This window comes from Thiorhodococcus fuscus, from assembly GCF_042682685.1.
Classification (GTDB): domain Bacteria; phylum Pseudomonadota; class Gammaproteobacteria; order Chromatiales; family Chromatiaceae; genus Imhoffiella; species Imhoffiella fuscus.
The window spans coordinates 97,387-115,494 of sequence record NZ_JBHUHX010000009.1; the positions used below are offsets into that span (position 1 = coordinate 97,387).

Below are 18,108 nucleotides of genomic sequence, written 5' to 3' on the forward strand. Positions count from 1 at the left end.
GCGCGCATACTCCCCGGCGAGATCGGGAGCACCGAAACAGCCACTTGGCGGGTTCGTCACACGACTGGACGACGCATCCGAGCACCAAGCGCAACACCCGACAAAAACAGCGACTGTCGTGCTGACAACAGAATTCTTGTTGCGGCGCGGCTAGAAATGTTGGAAAACTGACAAGGGATTTCGCTCGGGCCGGCGCCCGAGACACTGCCGAAACGGAAGAAATCTGGTCTATTTTGTGCTTGACACTCGCATCAAGCCCGCTGAACTTCTCAGGAGAATGCCGTGCCGGTTCGACAAGCCCCGGAACCCGCCCAGCAAGCCGTCATCAATGCGCTGGGCGAATTTCTCGCCTCGCCTCCGGTCGGAACGCCACCGGAAGTGGTGGAAGCGCTGGCCTTGATGGGGGGCGACCCAAGCGATCCCCTGCCACCGCGACTGTTCTTCGAGGCCGTTGAGCAATCGCCCATCGCCATCTCGATCACCGACGCCAAGGCGACCATCCTCTACGCCAACCATGCCTTCGAGACGCTCACCGGCTACAGCCGCGAAGAGGTACGGGGACAGAACGAGGCGATCCTGTCCAACAACGCCACCCCGGACAGCGTCTATCAGCACCTGTGGCGCACCATCCAGCATAAACAGACCTGGACCGGCACCCTAGTGAACCGCACCAAGCAAGGCGGCGACTACCTGGCCGAGTTGACCATCTCGCCGGTGCTGGACGGCGACGGCGACCTCAAATACTTCCTCGGCATGCATCGCGACGTCACCAAGATGCACGAGCTCGAGGGGGCGTTGCGCCAGCAGAAGACCCGCATCGAGACGGTACTCGATGCCGCGCCGGTGATCGTGGTGCTGCTCGACAGCGAGGGACGGGTCATCCTCGACAACCAGGAATACAAAAAGCTGCTCGACGACCTCCAGGGCAAGGAGCCGGTCGAGGTCTTGCGCAAGGCGGTCGGCGAGCAGCTCGGACTCGATGCCTTCGCCGCCTGTCTGGACGGACATGGATTCAAGAACGTCGAGGTCAGCATCGACATCCGAGGCAATCAGGGACCGCGCTGGTTCTCCTGCTCCGGAACCCCGGTCGACGAGGCGGACCCAACGGCACGCAGCTTTTTCGGTCAGCAGGCGCCGAGCGATCGCCGACTGCTGCTGCTCGCGAACGACATCACCGGACGCCGACGCGAGATCGAGCGCGCCCACCTTGAGCATCTGCGCGCCCGGCTCGCCGAACAGCAGATGATGCACGGCATGCGCGAGGCGCTCGCCGCCGCCATCTACCAGATCCAGGTGCCGCTCAACGTCATCAACGCCGCCTCTGGCATGCTGCGCAGCGGCGCCGGCAACGTCGACACGCTGATCGGCATGCTCGACCAGATCAGCGACTCGGGCGCCAAGGCCCTGGCCACGCTCAACGCCGCCCTACCCGAGGGGCCGCGCGAGTCCGGGGTGCGGGTCAACGTCAACGCCCTGCTGCGCCAGGTCCTGGAGCTGGAGACCGCACGACTGCTGGCGACCGGCATCGTGGTCGACTGGCGGCCGGCGACCGTGCTGCCCGAGCTGAACGGCCACAAAAACCAGCTGCGCTCCATGTTCAAGCACCTGATCGACAACGCCATCCTGGCACTGCGCGAATGCAAGGCCCCGCAGCCCGAGCTCCGCATCACGACGCGCAGCCTGGACAAAGGGGTCGAGGTCGAGATCCAGGACAACGGATCCGGCATCGCCCCGGAAGACCGCTACAGGGTCTTCGAGCCCTTCTATATCGGCTGGCGCAACCGCCAAGGGCGCGCCGGCATGGGGCTCGCCCTGTCGCAAGAGATCGTCAATGCCCATGGCGGATCGATCGAGATCGATCCCGACTGCAGCGATGGCTGTCTGATCCGCCTGTCCTTGAACGCCGTACTACCGGACGACTGACCTTGCCAGATCGATCAATGAGTCCAAATTCTTCCGCCTTCGCCAGCGCCGAAGAGGCCAGCCGGCTCGCACTCCTCGAATCCCAACTGGCGGCACTCTTCGAGGTGAGCAGCGTTCTCAGCCGATCGTTGAACCTGCGCCAGACCCTGCGCGAGGTGCTCAGCGTCCTGAGCGAGCGCGGACGCATGCACCATGGCCTGGTGTGCCTGCTCGACGAGGACCGCGGCGAGCTGATGATCAGCGCGCTGCACGACAAGGATGCCGAACCCTTCGAAAAGGTCACCTACCAGCCCGGCGAAGGTGTGATCGGACACATCCTCTCGTCGAACGAACCCTGGATCCTGCCCCGGATCGGCGACGAGCCGCGCTTCCTCGACCGTCTGAATCTCTACAATCCGGATCTCCCCTTCATCGGGGTCCCCATCCGCGTCGGCGAGGAACACCCGATCGGCGTTCTCGCCGCCCAGCCACCACCGGGCGACGCGCTGCTCGGTCACCAGGCACGCTTTCTGGAAATGGTCGCCAACCTCACCGGGCAGGCGGTCCGTCTCGCGCGCACGGTCGAGGCCGAGCAACAGGCGCTGCGCGAGGAGCGCGACAAGCTGCGCCGCGAGGTCAAGGGAACGCACGGCTTCGACAGCATCATCGGCCGCGCCGATTCCATGCGGCTGGTGTTCGAGCAGGTACGCCAGGTCGCCAAATGGAACACGACGGTACTGATTCGCGGCGAATCCGGTACCGGCAAGGAGCTGATCGCCAACGCCATCCACTACAACTCGCCGCGCGCGCGCGCGCCCTTCGTCAAGCTCAACTGCGCGGCGCTCCCGGACAACCTGCTCGAATCCGAGCTGTTCGGTCATGAGAAGGGCGCCTTCACCGGCGCCATCAACCAGCGCAAGGGACGTTTCGAACAGGCCGATGGCGGCACCCTCTTCCTCGACGAGATCGGCGAGATCACGCCGGCCTTCCAGGCCAAGCTCCTGCGGGTCTTGCAGGAGGGCGAGTTCGAGCGCGTCGGCGGCGGACGCACGCACAAGGTGGACGTCCGCGTCATCGCCGCCACCAATCGCGATCTGGAAGCCGAGGTACAAAGCGGGGAGTTCCGCGAGGATCTCTATTACCGGCTGAACGTCATGCCGATCCGCATGCCGGCCCTGCGCGAACGCATGGAGGACATCCCCGACCTGGCCCGCTTCCTGGTGAACAAGCTTTCCCGCACACAGGGACGCGATCTCCAAATCACCGACAGCGCGTTGCGCGTCCTGATGCGCTACGACTGGCCGGGCAACGTGCGCGAACTGGAGAACTGCATGGAGCGCGCCGCCGTCATGTGCGAAAACGGCCTCATCGACCGCGACGTCATCAACCTGACCGGACTGGATCTGAGCACGTCCAGCGCCGACCTGTCGCCGCCGGCCGCCGGCAGCAACGGTGGCAACGGCGCCCAACCGGTCGACCTCAACGACCCCAACCTGGATGAACGCGAACGCGTCATCGCCGCGCTGGAAGAGGCCGGCTGGGTTCAGGCCAAGGCCGCCCGACTGCTCAACATGACGCCGCGCCAGATCGCTTACCGGATCCAGACGCTCAACATCAAGATGCGGCAGTTCTGACCGCCCTGGGGTCGTGGGCGGCCAGACCGACCCACGGCCCGAATCGAATCCGCCCCGAACCGAGACAGGAAGTCAGAACGCCGGGGCCGCATTGACCGAGGTCTCGATCATGACAGGGCTCGCGATCCTCATCGGCTCGATTGTGCTGTTTCTGCTCTCGAAGGTCTGGTCGAACCGACGACGGAAGAAACGGGCGGACTTCATTCGCTCCCACCCCTTCCCGAACGGCCTGCTCGACCGGCTCGCGGCCAGACACCCGTCACTCTCGACGCACGATCGGCACCTGGTCTCGCGCGCGCTGCGCCAGTTTTTTCTCGTCTATCTGGCCAGCGGACGCCGATTCGTCTCCATGCCGTCGCGGGTCGCGGACGATCTCTGGCACGAGTTCATCCTCTATACCCGCCACTACGACGCCTTCTGCCGACGCGCCTTCGGACGTTTCCTGCACCACACCCCAGCCGTGGTCATGGGATCGGATCGAATCGGTAACGCCGGTCTGCGGCGCGCCTGGTGGTTCGCCTGCCGCGAGGAACGCCTGGATCCGAAAAAACCGGCCCGGCTGCCGCTCCTCTTCGCGCTGGACGCGCAGCTCGGGATCGAGGACGGGTTCCGCTACGCGCTCGATTGCCACCCGCAGCGGGGAAGCGACACGGACGAGCCGATCCATTGCATCGCCGATCTGGCCAGCGGCGACTCAAGCGACGGATGCGGCGGCTCCTGGTTCGGATGCGATGGCGGAGGCGATGGCGGAGGATGCGGCGGGGATTGATCGCCGCCTGCCCGGCGAATAATCCGCCTCAAAGGTTGCACGCTCGGCCCAAGGAAACCAAGATTCGCCCACTCCGGCCGCACCTGGCCTCAGCCGTGCCATCGACACGCCACCGAGGAGAGTCAAGACCGAATGCATTGGCGCGCCATCATTCGACTGTTCGGCATCCTGCTGATGCTCTACAGCCTGAGTTTCCTGCCCTCGATCGTCGTCGCGCTCATCTACAACGACGGCGAATGGCTGGTGTTCGGGGTCTCCCTGGTCATCACGGCGAGTATCGGCGTCTTCCTCTGGCTGCCCAACATTCGGGAGCAGACCGAGCTCTCGGTGCGCGACGGCTTTCTCATCGTCACCCTGTTCTGGGCGTTGCTCGGCATGGTCGGCGCCCTGCCCTTCATCCTGGGCCTGCACCTGAACGTCACCGACGCGGTGTTCGAGTCCATCTCCGGGTTCACCACCACCGGGGCCACCGTCATCGAGGGACTGGATCGGCTGCCGCCCTCCGTTCTCTACCATCGCCAGCAGATCCACTGGCTCGGCGGAATGGGCGTCATCGTGCTCGCGGTCGCCATCCTGCCGCTACTCGGCGTCGGAGGCATGCAGCTCTACCGCGCCGAGACCTCCGGGGTCGCCAAGCACGAGAAGCCCACCCCGCGCATCGCCGAGACCGCGCGCGTTCTCTGGGCCATCTATTTCGCCCTCACCGCCGCCTGCGCGCTCGCCTTCTGGCTCGCCGGAATGAATACCTTCGACGCCATCGGTCATGCCTTCGCGACCGTCTCGACCGGCGGCTTCTCCACCCACGACGCCAGCATCGGCTATTTCGACAGCCCGCTCATCGAGGCCATCGCCACCTTCTTCATGCTCGCTGGCGGTATCAACTTCACGATCCATTTTCTCGCTTGGCGCAAACGCGACCCCGGTGCCTACCTGATCGATCCCGAGGTCCGTGCCTTCGGACTCATCTTTCTCGGCGGATCCCTGTTCGTAGCGGCCAGCCTCTACTGGGCAAACGCCTATCCCGAAGGCTTGACCTGTCTGCGCTACGCCTCCTTTCAGGTCGCCTCCATCCTCACCAGCACCGGCTTCGGCACCGCCACCTACGCACTCTGGCCGCTACACGTCCCACTGGTGCTCGTGATCCTTTCATTCACCGGCGGCTGTGGCGGGTCGACGGCTGGTGGAATCAAGGTGCTGCGGGTGATACTGCTGGTCAAACTGGGCTTCCGCCAGCTCTTCCAGCTCGCACACCCGCAGGCGCTCGCCGTGGTGAAGGTGGGCAACCGCTCGGTGACCGAAGACATCCTGTTCTCGGTCTGGGGCTTCTCCGTCCTCTATGTGGTGACCTGCGTACTCCTGACCGTCGCCATGATGGCAGCCGGACTCGATCTGGAATCCGCATTCGGCGCAGTGGTCGCCACCGTCAACCTGCTCGGCCCCGGACTCGGCAAGGTCGCCACCAACTTCGCCACGGTCGACCCGGTCGTCAAATGGCTAGGCGTCTTCGGCATGCTCGCCGGACGCCTTGAGATCTTCACACTCTTCATCCTCTTCCTCCCGGACTACTGGCGGAACTGATCCAGCAGGGTCAACCGGCTGATCCGCACCAGTGGCTCTTCGTCTCGGCTTCAAACATGCCATCGAGCATCGCCTGACCAAACCCAGAACCCCGCAGACCAATGGCATGGTCGAACGCTTCAATGGGCGCATCGCCAAGGTACTGGCCAACACGCTTCGACTCGTCGCAGAGTTTGGAGCAAACCATCACCCGCTACGTCCAGGTATACAACCAGCATATTCCGCAAAAAGCACTCAGGCACATGGCCCCGATTCAAGCCGTCAAGGATTGGGCTGAGAAACGCCCCGAACTATTCAAAAAGCAGGTATATAATTTTCGGGGATTTTACACCGGCTTCATACTGCGTCCTTCGCTCTCGCTCAGGCCGCAGTATGAAGCCGGCTGTGCAAAGCTTTGGATGCTTGGAGAGAAGTAATGGTCGATAAAAACGAGAAGTCGCTTGAAGAGCAGATAGTCGAGCGTTACCGAGCAGTTGTGGCCCAGCACTACCCCGAGCAGTTATCTGCGTGGCCCGTGCTGTCCGGCTATGACTCAAAAATCGGGAGTTACCAGGGTTGGCTCGTTGTCATCCTCAATCACACTGGCAATCCTGTGATGAGATCGTTCAGCGGGATCGGCGATCTTCCGCAGAATCTTTTGGGAGTCGCGCAGCTTGATGTAGCAAGCAAAGAGAAAGCTCGCTCAAGGCTTAACCGTCATTTCAATCTTCGCCCAACAGACGCAATAGTATTCATAGATCCCGCTGGAAGCATCAATGACGAGCTTGGTCACATGCTCAAGAAGCACGAATTCGCCATGGGCCTAACACCGATGAAGATATTCCTCAGCCATAAAGGTGCCGACAAACCGCTAATTAGGGAATACAAGAAGACTTTGGAAATCATTGGATTTGATCCGTGGCTGGACGAAGATGCAATGCACGCAGGATTGGAGTTAGAGAGAGAACTCTTGAAGGGCTTCGCAGACTCATGCGCAGCCGTCTTCTTTGTAACCACCAACTACAAGGATGAAAACTTTCTAGCCTCTGAAGTTGACTATGCAATTCAAGAGAAGCGCAAAAAGGGAGATAAGTTTTCCATCATTACTCTGGTCTTTCACGAACCAAGCGAGAAGGCGAAGGTGCCAGACCTCCTGACACGCTATGTCTGGAAAGAACCATCTGGGCAGCTTGAAGGGCTTCGGGAAATTTTAAAGGCACTTCCCGTACAAACTGGTCAAGTCTATTGGCGTCCGTGAACGTCGCATCCAAACAGGTTCTAGCCGATGTCCCTGCCTCCGCTTCGCTCCGGCAGGGCCGCGCCTGAACCTGAGCGTTGGACGGATCCTGATCGCACTTACGCGAGCTCGCTGTCCTGTTCCCGAGCGTTTACCGACTGGACCGATGCATGTCCCGGCGTTCCGGCTTGGTAGAGGAAGGCCGCGACCAGCGCGGTGAAGGGGGCCACGGTGATGAGTCCGAAGCTGCCGACCAGGATGTTGACCACCTCGGCGGCGACGAAGGGGGCGTTGAGGATGTTCGCGGCCGGGAGCCCCTTGGCCATGAACAGCAGGAACATGGCGATGTGGCTGCTCGAATAGGCGAGCAGCAGCGTGGTGGTCATGGTCCCGATCACCGCCCTTCCGACCCTCAGCCCCGAGGTCAGGTGCTCGAACAGCCCGATGCCCGGATGATTGCGCTGGATCTCGTCCATGCTGGCGGCGATGTCCATCGCCAGATCCATGACTGCGCCCGATGAGGCGATGAAGATGCTGGCGATGAAGATATCGGTCAGACGCAGGTCGTAGTAGCCCGCATAGAGCAGCGTCTCGGCGAATGGCCTCACCGCGCCGTGCAGATGGAAGGCGTTGACGGACCAGAGCGCCAGGGCGCAGGTCAGGGAGACCCCGAGCATGGAGCCGGCGAAGGTCGCGATGCCGCGCCGGCTGAGTCCTCCAACCGAGAAGGTGATGACCCCGGTCAGCAGCGCAACCAGCGCCAGCCCGGACGGGATTGGCGAATAGCCGAGCAGTACCAGTGGAAAGAAGACCTTCCACAGCACCAGGGCGGCGAAGACGAACGACAGCGCCGCCTTGAGCCCGGTGACTCCGGCGACCGCGATCAGCAGTACCACGAAGACACCGATCAGCATCAGCTCCAAGCCCAGCCGGTAATAGCCGCGCGCCATTCCATTGGCCGGCTTGCCGTTCTTGACCCCGTACTCGACCAGGATGACCTGGCCCTCCTCGTAGAACTCGTCGAGTTCCATCTTGCCGGTCAGGATGTTGGTGACCGCCAATTCCTGACCTTTGTATGGACCGTCGAGCAGACGCACGATGAGGAATTGATCCTCGGTCTTGACGATGAGATTGACCCGCACCTGACTGTTGTCGACCTGGGTAACCAGGGCGCGCGCGTGCAGACCCGTCTCGGCGGAGGGCACGGGCGACAGATCGATCAAGGCGAGCAGACCGCAGATGAGCGCGATGACCAGGGCGAACAGCCAGTCTCGGCTCAAAACAAATCGAAAGGGTTTCATCGAGGCTCCATGGCCGAACCGCCGTCTCTCGCGCGACGCCGTGGCGGTCCGGTAAACAGGAACGGCGCCGTCGCGAGAACGGCGCCGTATGGCGGGAAACGGAGACGGCGGGAGGTCTTATTTGACGACCGGAAGGGTCTCCCGGAAGCCCATTGCCTTGGACAGATTCTTGGCGATGTCCGTGTTGTCGTAGAAGCCGGCAAAGAGATCTGCCTGACCTCCTTGCGCGAAGACGGGTACCGGAACGCCAGTGTGGGAGTAGGACGTCCAGCCGATGCTGGCGACCTCGTTCAGGATGTGGGTAATGGTGACGACGATCGGCTCGTAGCTGCCGTACAACAGCGTGTTCTCGGCACCGCTGTTGTCGTTCTCGCCGATCATGGACATGTCGTAGGCGTCTTCCAGCTTCTCCTTCTGGTAGTCGTTCAGGTCGTCCCAGACGAGTCCGAAGTCATCCTTCAGCAGGGCGACCATCTCGGCGTTGGAGGAGAGATTGTCGTCGGCCGTCCAGTCGTAGCCGCTCTCGTATTTCGCCTTGTGGGCCTCCCATTGATTGGCGGCGAAATACTCGAAGCTGTTCGACTGACCGAAGAGCTTGTCGTAATGGGCGCTATAGCCCGTGGTCGCGTGACCGATGGTCATGCCGCCGGTTTCGTGGTCGCCGGTTACGACGATCAGGGTGTCGTTCGGGTGCTTGGCGTAGAAGGCCAGCGCCTTGGCGATGGCCGCGTCGAAGTCGAGCACGTCATTGATCGCGGCGACCGCGTCGTTGGCGTGGCAGGCCCAGTCGACCTTGCCGCCCTCGACCATGATGAAGAAGCCGCGATTGTTCTTCGCGTAGAGGTTTTCGATCGCGACCTCGGTCATTTCGGCCAGCGAGAGATTGGTCGCCGGACGATCGATCGCGTAGGGCATGGCGGAGGAGTTGTCCAGGGTCTCGTTGATGGCGACGACCTTCTCCGGGGCACCACGACCCTTCAGCGCCAGGATGGACTCGCGATCGTTGACCACGGTGTAGCCGTTGGCGGTCAGCAGATCCCAGATGTTGTTCTCGGAGTCTCCGCTTCGAGCGGCACCGGTCGGGGCGACAAGGCCGCCGCCACCGAAGAAGTCGTAACCGGACTCGGCGAGCTGGGTCTCGATCTGGTTCATGTAGCCACGGCTAGTCACGCTCGCGTAGTAGGCGGCCGGGGTGGCGTGATCCAGCGAGACGCTGGTGAGGATACCGACATTGCGGCCATGCTCGTGGGCGAGCTGGGCGACGCTCTTGTAGCTGGTGGTCAGGGTCTCGTCCATGCCGAGGACACCACTCTTGGTCTTGATACCGGTCGCGAAGGCGGTACCGGCCGAGGCCGAGTCGGTCATGAGCGCACCGGCGTCATAGGTAGTCTGCATGCCCTGGACGGGCAGCTTGGTCATGTTCAGGCGATTGTCGGGGTTGAGCAGATCGACCGCCTTGGTCGCCGAACCGCCGTTCTTGGTGGTCAGATAGGCCTCGGTCGCCTGGATCTGGCCGCTCGCCATGCCGTCGCCAAGGAAAAAGAAAACATACTTCGCCAATGGTGCAGCGTCGGCCAAGCTGGCGGAGCAAAGCGCCGCCACGGCCAATAGCCGGGAAATCGAATGTGTCGGGGTCATTTGCTCAACTCCTGCAAATAGAGATGGGCACCGCCCCGAAAACCGGGGCGGCGAAAAAATCGAGGGGAAATCCCAAGCGGTCCCCCTTGGTTTGACGCAGGAAATCTAACGAATAACCATTTCGACAGTGTGACAATTGGATGAAGCTGTTGCCCAACCGCCGTCACTGACGGCACGGCCTCACCGACCGAAAGCGCCCGCCGACCACCCGTTCGACAGGGATGTCGTCAGCTGTTCCGATTCTCACAAGCGCTCGCCCAGAGACCTGTCGTAATCCTCACAACGTGGAAAAACGGCACAGAATAAATTTATTAAAATCAATCTCATAATAAATTTCATCACGCAGGCATGACAATTGCTTTCACCTGGATCAGATTCTTCGATCCACTGGGGCGGGCGCCCCCGATTCTCTGGAGGCAGCGTGATGGAGTTGAAGGTAAAGAGCCAGGGCGGTTGCGCATCGAGCGGCTGCGGCAGCAGCACGGACCGACTCGCCCATCTGCCGGAGGCGATCCGCGCAAAGGTCAACAACCATCCCTGTTTCTCCGAGGATGCGCACCATCACTATGCGCGGATGCACGTCGCCGTGGCGCCGGCCTGCAATATCCAGTGCCACTACTGCAACCGTAAGTACGACTGCTCCAACGAATCCCGCCCCGGCGTGGTCTCCGAGGTCTTGAGCCCGGACCAGGCAGTGAAGAAGGTGCTGGCTGTCGCGGCCAACATTCCACAGATGACGGTGCTCGGCATCGCCGGCCCCGGCGATCCGCTGGCCAACCCGGAGCGCACACTGGAGACCTTCCGCCAGCTCTCCGAGAAGGCCCCGGACATCCGTCTCTGCGTCTCGACCAACGGCCTGGCCCTGCCCGAGTTGGTCGACGAGATCTGCAAGCACAACATCGAACACGTCACCATCACCATCAACTGCGTGGACCCGGACGTCGGGGCCAAGATCTATCCCTGGATCTTCTGGAACAACCGCCGCATCAAGGGCCGGAAGGCCGCCGAGATCCTGATCGCACAGCAGCAGAAGGGTCTGGAGATGCTGGTCGAGCGCGGCGTGCTGGTGAAGGTCAACTCGGTGCTCATCCCCGGCGTGAACGACGCGCATCTCAAGGAGGTCAGCCGCGTCGTCAAGGCGAAGGGCGCCTTCCTGCACAACGTGATGCCCCTGATCGCCGAGCCCGAGCACGGCACCTTCTACGGCCTCATGGGCCAGCGCGGCCCGACCAACGAGGAGCTTCAGACCCTACAGGACGCCTGCGCCGGCGATATGGCCATGATGCGCCACTGCCGCCAATGTCGCGCCGATGCGGTCGGCATGCTCGGCGAGGATCGGGGACACGAGTTCACCCTCGACAAGATCGAAACCATGGAGATCGACTACGCCGCAGCCATGACCCGCCGCGCCCAGGTCCATGCCGAGATCGAGGCCAATCGGGCGGCCCAACGCCAGCAGAGCGGCGAGGTCTTCGTCTCGCTCGCCTCGCTCAAGCGACCGGCCCCCAAGAAGACCGAAACGCGTCCGGTGCTGATGGCGGTCGCCACCACCGGCGGCGGTGTCGTCAATCAGCATTTCGGCCATGCCCGCGAGTTCCTCGTCTACGAGGCATCGAGCACGGACGTGCGTTTCATCGGGGTCCGTAAGGTCGATCTCTACTGCTCCGGCGGCGATACCTGCGGGGACGCGGAGACCACGCTGCAAAAAACCATTCGCACGCTGTCGGGCTGCGAGGTCGTGCTCTGTTCCAAGATCGGCTATGAGCCCTGGGGCATGCTGGAGGCCGCAGGCATCACCCCGAACGGCGAGCACGCGATCGAGCCGATCGAAGAGGCCGTCGCCACGGTCTATCGCGAGATGCTCGAATCGGGCCGCCTCGACAGCGCGCCCGCCCCCGAACAACGCATGTCGGCCTGAGAGGAAACGCGACAATGGCACTGACAATCATCGAAAGCTGCGTCAATTGCTGGGCCTGCGAGCCCCTGTGTCCGAGCAAGGCTATCGTCGCGGCCAAACCGCACTTCCTGATCGACGCCAAGAAGTGCAGCGAATGCGACGGCGATTTCGCCGAGCCTCAATGCGCAAGCATCTGTCCGATCGAGGGGGCGATTCTCGACGCGGCTGGACGCGCGGTAAATCCGCCAGGCTCCTTGACCGGAATCCCACCCGAACGCCTGGCGGCGACCCAGGCCGAAATCCGCGCCCGCTGATCCAGGGCGCGAACTCGAAACACCATCGATTGCGTAGCGGGATTGCGTTGAACGCCACACAGAATCGCGTTGTGTCGCATTCAGGTCGAACGGACGACCGGCATCGGACGGCCGAACTCGGCGATCCGAATCATGACGAGCGCCGCGCCGCATCCAGGTGGAGGGCTCATCGAACAGACTGACAAGAGGAGAAGGGCAACGTGAGCAGGTCCGTGATCTTCTACGAGAAGCCGGGATGCATCTCCAACGCCAAGCAGAAATCACTGCTGAAGTCGCTCGGCCACCGCCTGAGCGTGCGCAATCTGCTGACCGAGTCCTGGACGGCGGAGCGGCTGCGTCCCTTTTTCGGCGAGCGTCCGGTACGCGACTGGTTCAATCCGACCGCGCCCCGCATCAAGGCGGGCGAGGTCGAGCCGGGTGCGCTCGATGCGGCGACCGCCCTATCCCTGATGATTGCCGATCCGCTACTGATCCGCCGTCCCCTGATCGAGTGCGACCTCGGGGTAAGCTGCGGTTTCGACGCGGATCCCCTGCTCGATGCCTTGGGCGTGCAACTGACCGAGGGCCAGGACCTGCAGTCCTGCTCGCAGACGGGGCCGGATCCCCATTGCGATCTGCCGAGCGCCGAGGCGGATCTACGATGACGCACCTTCCGCCGACTTCCCGAAACGGCATGGCCGAGGCGACCGAGGCGGTCGAGATCCGGCCCGGTCTGCATTGGATCGGTGCGCTCGATCCGGGACTGCGCACCTTCGACATCATCCTGCGCACGGCCAACGGTACCACCTACAACGCCTATCTGGTGCGCGGGAGCGATGGGGTCGCCGTCATCGATACCGTCAAGGCGGAGTTCGCCGACGACTTCTTCGCCCGGCTGGAATCGGTCGCCCGTTACGACGAGATCAAGGTCATCGTGCTCAATCATCTTGAGCCGGACCACACGGGCGCGCTGCCCGAACTCATGCGTCGCGCACCCCAGGCGCGGCTCCATATCTCGGTCCGCGCGCCGGCCATGCTCAAGGCGCTGCTCAAGCCGAGCGAGGAGCATCCGCTCGAATACCAGACCGTCGACACCGGAGACGAGGTCTCGCTCGGCGACCGCACGCTGCGCTTCCTGCATACGCCCTTTCTGCATTGGCCGGATACCCAATGCACCTATCTGGTCGAGGAAGCGACGCTCTTCTCCGGGGACATTTTCGGCTGTCATCACTGCGACAGCCGCATGTTCAACGAGCAGTGCGGGGACTTCCGTTTCTCGTTCGATTACTACTACGCGCACATCATGCGACCGTTCAAGACGCACGTGATGGACGCCCTCAAGCTGATCGAACCACTGCCGCTCAAGATCATCGCGCCGACCCACGGCCCCATTCTGCGCGACCGGCCCAGACGCTATCTGACCCGGTATCGCGAACTCTCGACATCGACCTTCGCCGAGCGGATCGGCAACGAGGACCCGACGCTGGTCGTCTTCTATATGAGCTCCTACGGCAACACCGCGCGGATGGCCGAGGCCGTTCGCACCGGTGCCGAGGAGGCCGGGGCGCGCGTCTCGCTCTACGACCTGGAAGGCGGCGAGATCCAGCCCTTCGTGGACCTGGTCGAATCGGCCGACGCGCTGGCCTTCGGATCGCCAACCATCAATGGGGACGCGGTAAAGCCGATCTGGGACCTGCTTTCCTCGCTCGCCGTGATCGAGCTCAAGGGCAAGCTCGGTGCCGCCTTCGGTTCCTACGGCTGGACCGGCGAGGCGGTACGCATGATCGAGGACCGCATGCGCGGATTGAAGATGCGTGTTCCGGTGGCGGGGCTGCGCATCAAACTCATCCCGACCGATGAGGAACTGGCCGAGTGCCGCGACTTCGGACGTGCGCTGGCCGGTGCCATCGTGAGTGGAGAGAAGGGTCGAGTCATCGATTTCGCCGACTTGGGCTGAACAGGTCCGGGACCTTGACTCGACCTGCGGAGCCTATGCGATTGGCTAGGCTGTGCACCCTCTCCCACGGTCATTCTCCCGTCCGAGGGAGAGGAGAACCTGTCCGGCGCCCCTCGGGGATTCGGGTCCGGGAGAGCGGGAAATGGACCGAAAAGCGACGCCCCCTGGTTGTCCCGGGACGGCCCGCCGATCGCCAGCCATTGACCAAATCAACCATCGAAACATAGGAGTCTGACGTCATGGCGAAAGCCAAAATCACCTTTTCGGACATCGGCCAGACCGTAAACGTACCAGCCGGCACCCGTGTCATCGAGGTGTCCGAGAAGATCGGCGCCGGTGTCATCTACGGCTGCCGCGAGGGCGACTGCGGGACCTGCATGATGCATGTGGAGGAAGGCTGGAACAATCTGACCGAGCCGTCCGTGCTCGAGGAAAAGGTCCTGCGCGAGAATATGGCCGGTCGTCACGATCGGCTTGCTTGCCAGGCCCAAATCCTCGGCGACTGCCGCGTCAAGCCCGCCTGATACAGGGGAGAAGTATCGTGCCACTCGTAACCTTTTCGAACCCCGAGTACAAGGACAAGACCGTTTATGCCGTGGCGGGAAGCCACACCGAAACGCTGCTCAAGCTGGCCAAGGAGCACAAGATCCCGGTCCATCACGACTGCCAGGACGGCGAGTGCGGCAATTGCGTCGTGCGCGTGTCCAGCGTCGACAACAAGCAACAGCGGATGGGATATCATCTGACCGACAAGGAGCAGACCGTTCTGCGCCACCTAGGCAAACTGACCAAGGAAGACATCGAACGCCTGGCGCTCGATGACATGCCCAGCGAATGGCGTCTGGCCTGCCAGATGATCGTTCGCGACGAAGACATCCTCGTGGAGTACTGATCATGTCGACCCTGGCCTACGACCTGACGCGGGAAGCCGATCGCGTCTTCGCCCGATTGATGGTGCGTGCGGCCGGGGACGGCAATGATCGAGCCTTCGCGGCGATGATCGCAACGCGCGCCGCCGGTGGCGGTGCGCTCCCCGCCTGGCTGGGGCTGGATCTGGGCGATTTTCGCAATCTCATGGCCCATCATTTCCCGGGCGTCTCGCCCGACGTGCTCAGCGCCATCGACTCGGGCCAACCTCTGACCGACGCGCGCCAGGACGAGCGCGATGAACTGATCGAACTCATGCTGACGCATCGCGCCAACCGCACCCTCTCCGAGGTCTGGATGGCCAGCGTCGTCGCCGCCGGCTGCATGGCCAGCGACCATCTGTGGCAGGATCTCGGGCTCTGGGAACGTCCCGAGCTGACCGCCCTGATGAACAGAAACTTCCCGACCCTGGCCGAGCGCAACACCAAGGACATGAAGTGGAAGCGCTTCCTCTACAAGCAGTTGTGCGAGGCCGAGGGCATCTATGTCTGCCGCTCCCCGTCCTGCGAGGTCTGCGTCGACTACCATGTTTGTTTCGAATCCGACTGACTCTTCGCCCATCCAAGGCCAAAGCGACCGGCTACAGCAACGCGCCATCGGCGCCTATCTGGGCATGGCCGTCGGCGACGCCCTGGGCGCGACCGTCGAATTCCTCACCCCGCGCGAGATCCGGGATCAGTACGGCGAGCACCGCGACATCATCGGCGGCGGCTGGCTGCGTCTGCGCAAGGGACGGGTAACGGACGACACCGAGATGAACCTGGCGCTGGGCCGAAGCCTGCTCGCCGCAGGCGGCCTGGATGCCGTCGCCATCGCCGAGTCCTTCAGCGACTGGATGCGCACCAAACCGGTCGACATCGGACACACGGTCCGGCGCGGCATCAGTCTCTATCGGCGCACCGGACAGACCCAAGTCCCGGAGAACGAGTACGACGCCGGCAATGGCGCCTGCATGCGCGCCCTGCCGATCGCGCTCTACACCCTGGGCGCGACGCCCGACGAGGTCGACACGGCCAACCGCCTCCAGGCCCACATCACCCATCACAACGCCTTGTCCGATCTCGGTACGTTCGCCGTGATCCGCATGGTCCAGACCGCCCTGCTGGGCGGAACCGTCATCGATCTGGCGACGCTCGCCAAACAACTCGTCGACGCCGACGCCCATTTCCGCTACGACCGCAAACGCACCGAGAATCCCGGCGGCTATATCGTCGAAACCCTTCAAGCCGTCATCCAGTCGCTGTTGCAGACCGACTCATTCGAATCGGCGCTGGTGGATGTGGTCAATCGAGGAGGCGACGCAGACACCACGGGGGCGATCCTGGGCATGATCGCGGGCGCGCTCTACGGTCCCGAGGCAATCCCCAAGCGCTGGATGAACACGCTGGACAAGGAGACGGCCAAGGCCTGCCGAGCGCAGGCTCTGGCCCTGGTGCGGGCATCCCCGCACCAGGGCGGGAATCTGAGGCTGAGCCTCAAGCCTGGCGAGCGGACGAGCACTCAGCAAGCCGCCCCTTCCTGAGCGCATCACGCCACAGATGGGCCGCCAGGGCGCTGTCCATCGTAAGTGCGTGCTGGGCGAACCAGTCCGGCATCTGCTCGATCACATAGGCACGCGCCATGGCGACCTGCCCGCGCCGCACCTGCCGTGCGAACCGCTCCAGGTCGCCGAGGACGCGTTGATGATCGGCGCGATGCTCGGCGATCGGGCCGAAGGCCGTCTCGCGCATCATCGCCTCCTCCGCTGCGAAGTGGGCGTGGGTGTGAAGCACCATCTCACCGAAGAGATCGGCGAAGCTCGCGTTCGACGCACCGTCCATGCGGTTGAGAAGATCGACGAACTCACGGTGGTTCCGGTCCATGGCGGGCATGCCCAACAGAAAGCGTGCCTCGAAATCCTCGATCAGGGCCATGAATCCTCCTTGGCCAAATCGACGAGCCTGGGTATCGGTCCGAGGTCCGAATCGGCCCGCCGATGATTCGTCCCTCCGCTATGTCATCCGGTCACCGGACACGGATCAGCAGCCGCTCTCATGCGCGACAGGAATCAGCTCGCCCATCGGGTCCAGCGTTCCGGCCGCCGCCAGGAAATCCGGGATATCGGCCTCGATGATCTCCACATCCTTGGTCGCACAGAAACGGCGTTCCTTGTCGGTAGGATTGGGAATCAAGGCCCAGCCCGCCGGTGAGCCGGCCGCATAGATCATATCCGACATCACCATCCGCTCGGTGTCGCGGTTGAGGCTCAGCCCGAGGAAGAGATAGCGCTTACCCGGCCGATAGGCCTTGATGAAGGATGGAATGGCAAAGCCGCCCATCAGTTCGGTGATGTAATCCACATAGTCGGCGTCGGACGCGATGTAAGTGGAGTCCGGGCGCGGACTGCCCATCGGCTTGAACAGGATCGGCAGACTCGGGTCAACCGCTTCCTGCGCCACCTCGCGGTAAACCGTCCCGTCGTAGGCATGGATTCGGAACCGATAGTCCGTGCCGCCGGTTCGGGCGATCCCCCTAACCAGGGTGTGCGGCACGTCGGAATAGGAATCCTGCAGCTGCAGGTCGCGGTTGATGTCGATCAGATAGCGAGGGCGAATCGACCGCAACCAATCGTGCAGGGGCGCACGCGTCCAGGAACGCGTCGCATAGGTCGCTTCGAGAAAACGGTGGACGGCACCACGCCCACGCTTGAGTTCGACATCCATGGCCGCGCGCGAGAACTCCCACATGAGACGGGGGGACATGGGTCGACCGTTGTTCATGGCCAGAATCAGACTGTCGCTATCGGCCGGAATGGGCTCGCCCGTGGACGTATCCACGGAGCCGGTCAGAGCGCCGGCCCCCAGATAGGGAACCAGTTCGCCGCGAGCCACCTCGTTCGCGAGAGATTCAAGTCGTGCAGACACCATCGGTTTACCCCTGAGCAGCTTAACGAATCACTGAAGCTCAGCAAGAAATCTGCCATCAAACGAAGAACGAGGTGTGTTCGGGCGTTTATC

17 protein-coding genes and 1 pseudogene are annotated in these 18,108 nt (G+C 62.9%); 14 read left to right on the top strand and 4 right to left on the bottom strand.

The genetic code is table 11. The features are described 5' to 3' along the window. The first annotated feature begins 282 nt into the window (after positions 1-282). The 6 genes and pseudogenes from nifL to ACFSJC_RS04995 all read left to right on the top strand — a co-directional run bounded on the left by nifL (position 283) and on the right by ACFSJC_RS04995 (position 7,120). Complete coding sequence (gene nifL, locus ACFSJC_RS04970; RefSeq protein WP_386024096.1) at positions 283-1,923, top strand: nitrogen fixation negative regulator NifL; 1,641 nt, start codon at positions 283-285, stop codon at positions 1,921-1,923. 17 nt (positions 1,924-1,940) lie between these two features. Then, entirely contained in the window at positions 1,941-3,536 is a 1,596-nt protein-coding gene (gene nifA / locus ACFSJC_RS04975; protein WP_386024099.1) for a nif-specific transcriptional activator NifA, read from the top strand. 109 nt (positions 3,537-3,645) lie between these two features. Then, positions 3,646-4,305 (top strand): glycine-rich domain-containing protein, encoded by a 660-nt coding sequence (locus ACFSJC_RS04980; RefSeq protein WP_386024102.1) that lies wholly within the window; start codon positions 3,646-3,648, stop codon positions 4,303-4,305. Between the two features lie 132 nt (positions 4,306-4,437). Further along, positions 4,438-5,883, top strand: coding sequence for a TrkH family potassium uptake protein (locus ACFSJC_RS04985; protein WP_386024104.1), 1,446 nt, complete (start codon positions 4,438-4,440; stop codon positions 5,881-5,883). A 52-nt stretch (positions 5,884-5,935) separates the two neighbouring features. Next, positions 5,936-6,299, top strand: a pseudogene (locus tag ACFSJC_RS04990) (integrase core domain-containing protein); the annotation flags it as partial. Next, the gene (locus ACFSJC_RS04995) at positions 6,299-7,120 is read left to right on the top strand and encodes a toll/interleukin-1 receptor domain-containing protein (RefSeq protein ID WP_386024107.1); all 822 of its coding nucleotides are present in this window, start codon (positions 6,299-6,301) and stop codon (positions 7,118-7,120) included. The pseudogene ACFSJC_RS04990 and the gene ACFSJC_RS04995, both read left to right, overlap by 1 nt. 98 nt (positions 7,121-7,218) lie before the next feature. Here the strand turns inward: ACFSJC_RS04995 and ACFSJC_RS05000 are convergent, their stop codons facing one another. Continuing rightward, a complete protein-coding gene (locus ACFSJC_RS05000) occupies positions 7,219-8,400 on the bottom strand; it encodes a YibE/F family protein (RefSeq protein ID WP_386024110.1) in 1,182 nt (393 codons plus the stop codon). Positions 8,401-8,517: 117 nt separating this feature from the next. After that, entirely contained in the window at positions 8,518-10,038 is a 1,521-nt protein-coding gene (locus tag ACFSJC_RS05005; RefSeq protein WP_386024112.1) for an alkaline phosphatase, read from the bottom strand. A 424-nt stretch (positions 10,039-10,462) separates the two neighbouring features. Here ACFSJC_RS05005 and nifB point away from each other — a divergent pair, with 424 nt between their 5' ends. The 8 genes from nifB to draG all read left to right on the top strand — a co-directional run bounded on the left by nifB (position 10,463) and on the right by draG (position 16,634). Next, on the top strand, positions 10,463-11,956 hold the full coding sequence (nifB, locus tag ACFSJC_RS05010) for a nitrogenase cofactor biosynthesis protein NifB (protein WP_386024115.1): 1,494 nt from the start codon (positions 10,463-10,465) through the stop codon (positions 11,954-11,956). 14 nt (positions 11,957-11,970) lie between these two features. Beyond that, complete coding sequence (locus ACFSJC_RS05015) at positions 11,971-12,249, top strand: 4Fe-4S dicluster domain-containing protein (RefSeq protein ID WP_386024118.1); 279 nt, start codon at positions 11,971-11,973, stop codon at positions 12,247-12,249. 200 nt (positions 12,250-12,449) lie between these two features. Further along, a complete protein-coding gene (locus ACFSJC_RS05020; protein ID WP_386024120.1) occupies positions 12,450-12,893 on the top strand; it encodes an ArsC/Spx/MgsR family protein in 444 nt (147 codons plus the stop codon). 29 nt (positions 12,894-12,922) lie between these two features. Beyond that, the gene (locus ACFSJC_RS05025) at positions 12,923-14,185 is read left to right on the top strand and encodes an FprA family A-type flavoprotein (protein ID WP_386024123.1); all 1,263 of its coding nucleotides are present in this window, start codon (positions 12,923-12,925) and stop codon (positions 14,183-14,185) included. A 239-nt stretch (positions 14,186-14,424) separates the two neighbouring features. Further along, positions 14,425-14,709, top strand: a complete 285-nt coding sequence (locus tag ACFSJC_RS05030; protein WP_386024126.1) for a 2Fe-2S iron-sulfur cluster-binding protein — start codon at positions 14,425-14,427, stop codon at positions 14,707-14,709. A 17-nt stretch (positions 14,710-14,726) separates the two neighbouring features. Continuing rightward, entirely contained in the window at positions 14,727-15,077 is a 351-nt protein-coding gene (locus ACFSJC_RS05035) for a 2Fe-2S iron-sulfur cluster-binding protein (protein WP_386024129.1), read from the top strand. Between the two features lie 2 nt (positions 15,078-15,079). Then, positions 15,080-15,661, top strand: a complete 582-nt coding sequence (locus tag ACFSJC_RS05040) for a nitrogen fixation protein NifQ (protein ID WP_386024132.1) — start codon at positions 15,080-15,082, stop codon at positions 15,659-15,661. Continuing rightward, positions 15,639-16,634 carry an ADP-ribosyl-[dinitrogen reductase] hydrolase gene (gene draG / locus ACFSJC_RS05045; protein ID WP_386024135.1) on the top strand — a complete coding sequence of 332 codons (996 nt, stop codon included), beginning with the start codon at positions 15,639-15,641 and terminating at the stop codon, positions 16,632-16,634. Before ACFSJC_RS05040 ends, draG begins: the two co-directional genes overlap by 23 nt. Here the strand turns inward: draG and ACFSJC_RS05050 are convergent. Both ACFSJC_RS05050 and ACFSJC_RS05055 read right to left on the bottom strand, forming a co-directional pair. After that, positions 16,588-17,025, bottom strand: coding sequence for a bacteriohemerythrin (locus ACFSJC_RS05050; RefSeq protein WP_386024138.1), 438 nt, complete (start codon positions 17,023-17,025; stop codon positions 16,588-16,590). The two genes, draG and ACFSJC_RS05050, sit on opposite strands and share 47 nt — an antisense overlap. Positions 17,026-17,130: 105 nt before the next feature. Further along, positions 17,131-18,018, bottom strand: a complete 888-nt coding sequence (locus ACFSJC_RS05055; RefSeq protein WP_386024141.1) for an SIR2 family protein — start codon at positions 18,016-18,018, stop codon at positions 17,131-17,133. Positions 18,019-18,108: the final 90 nt, after the last annotated feature.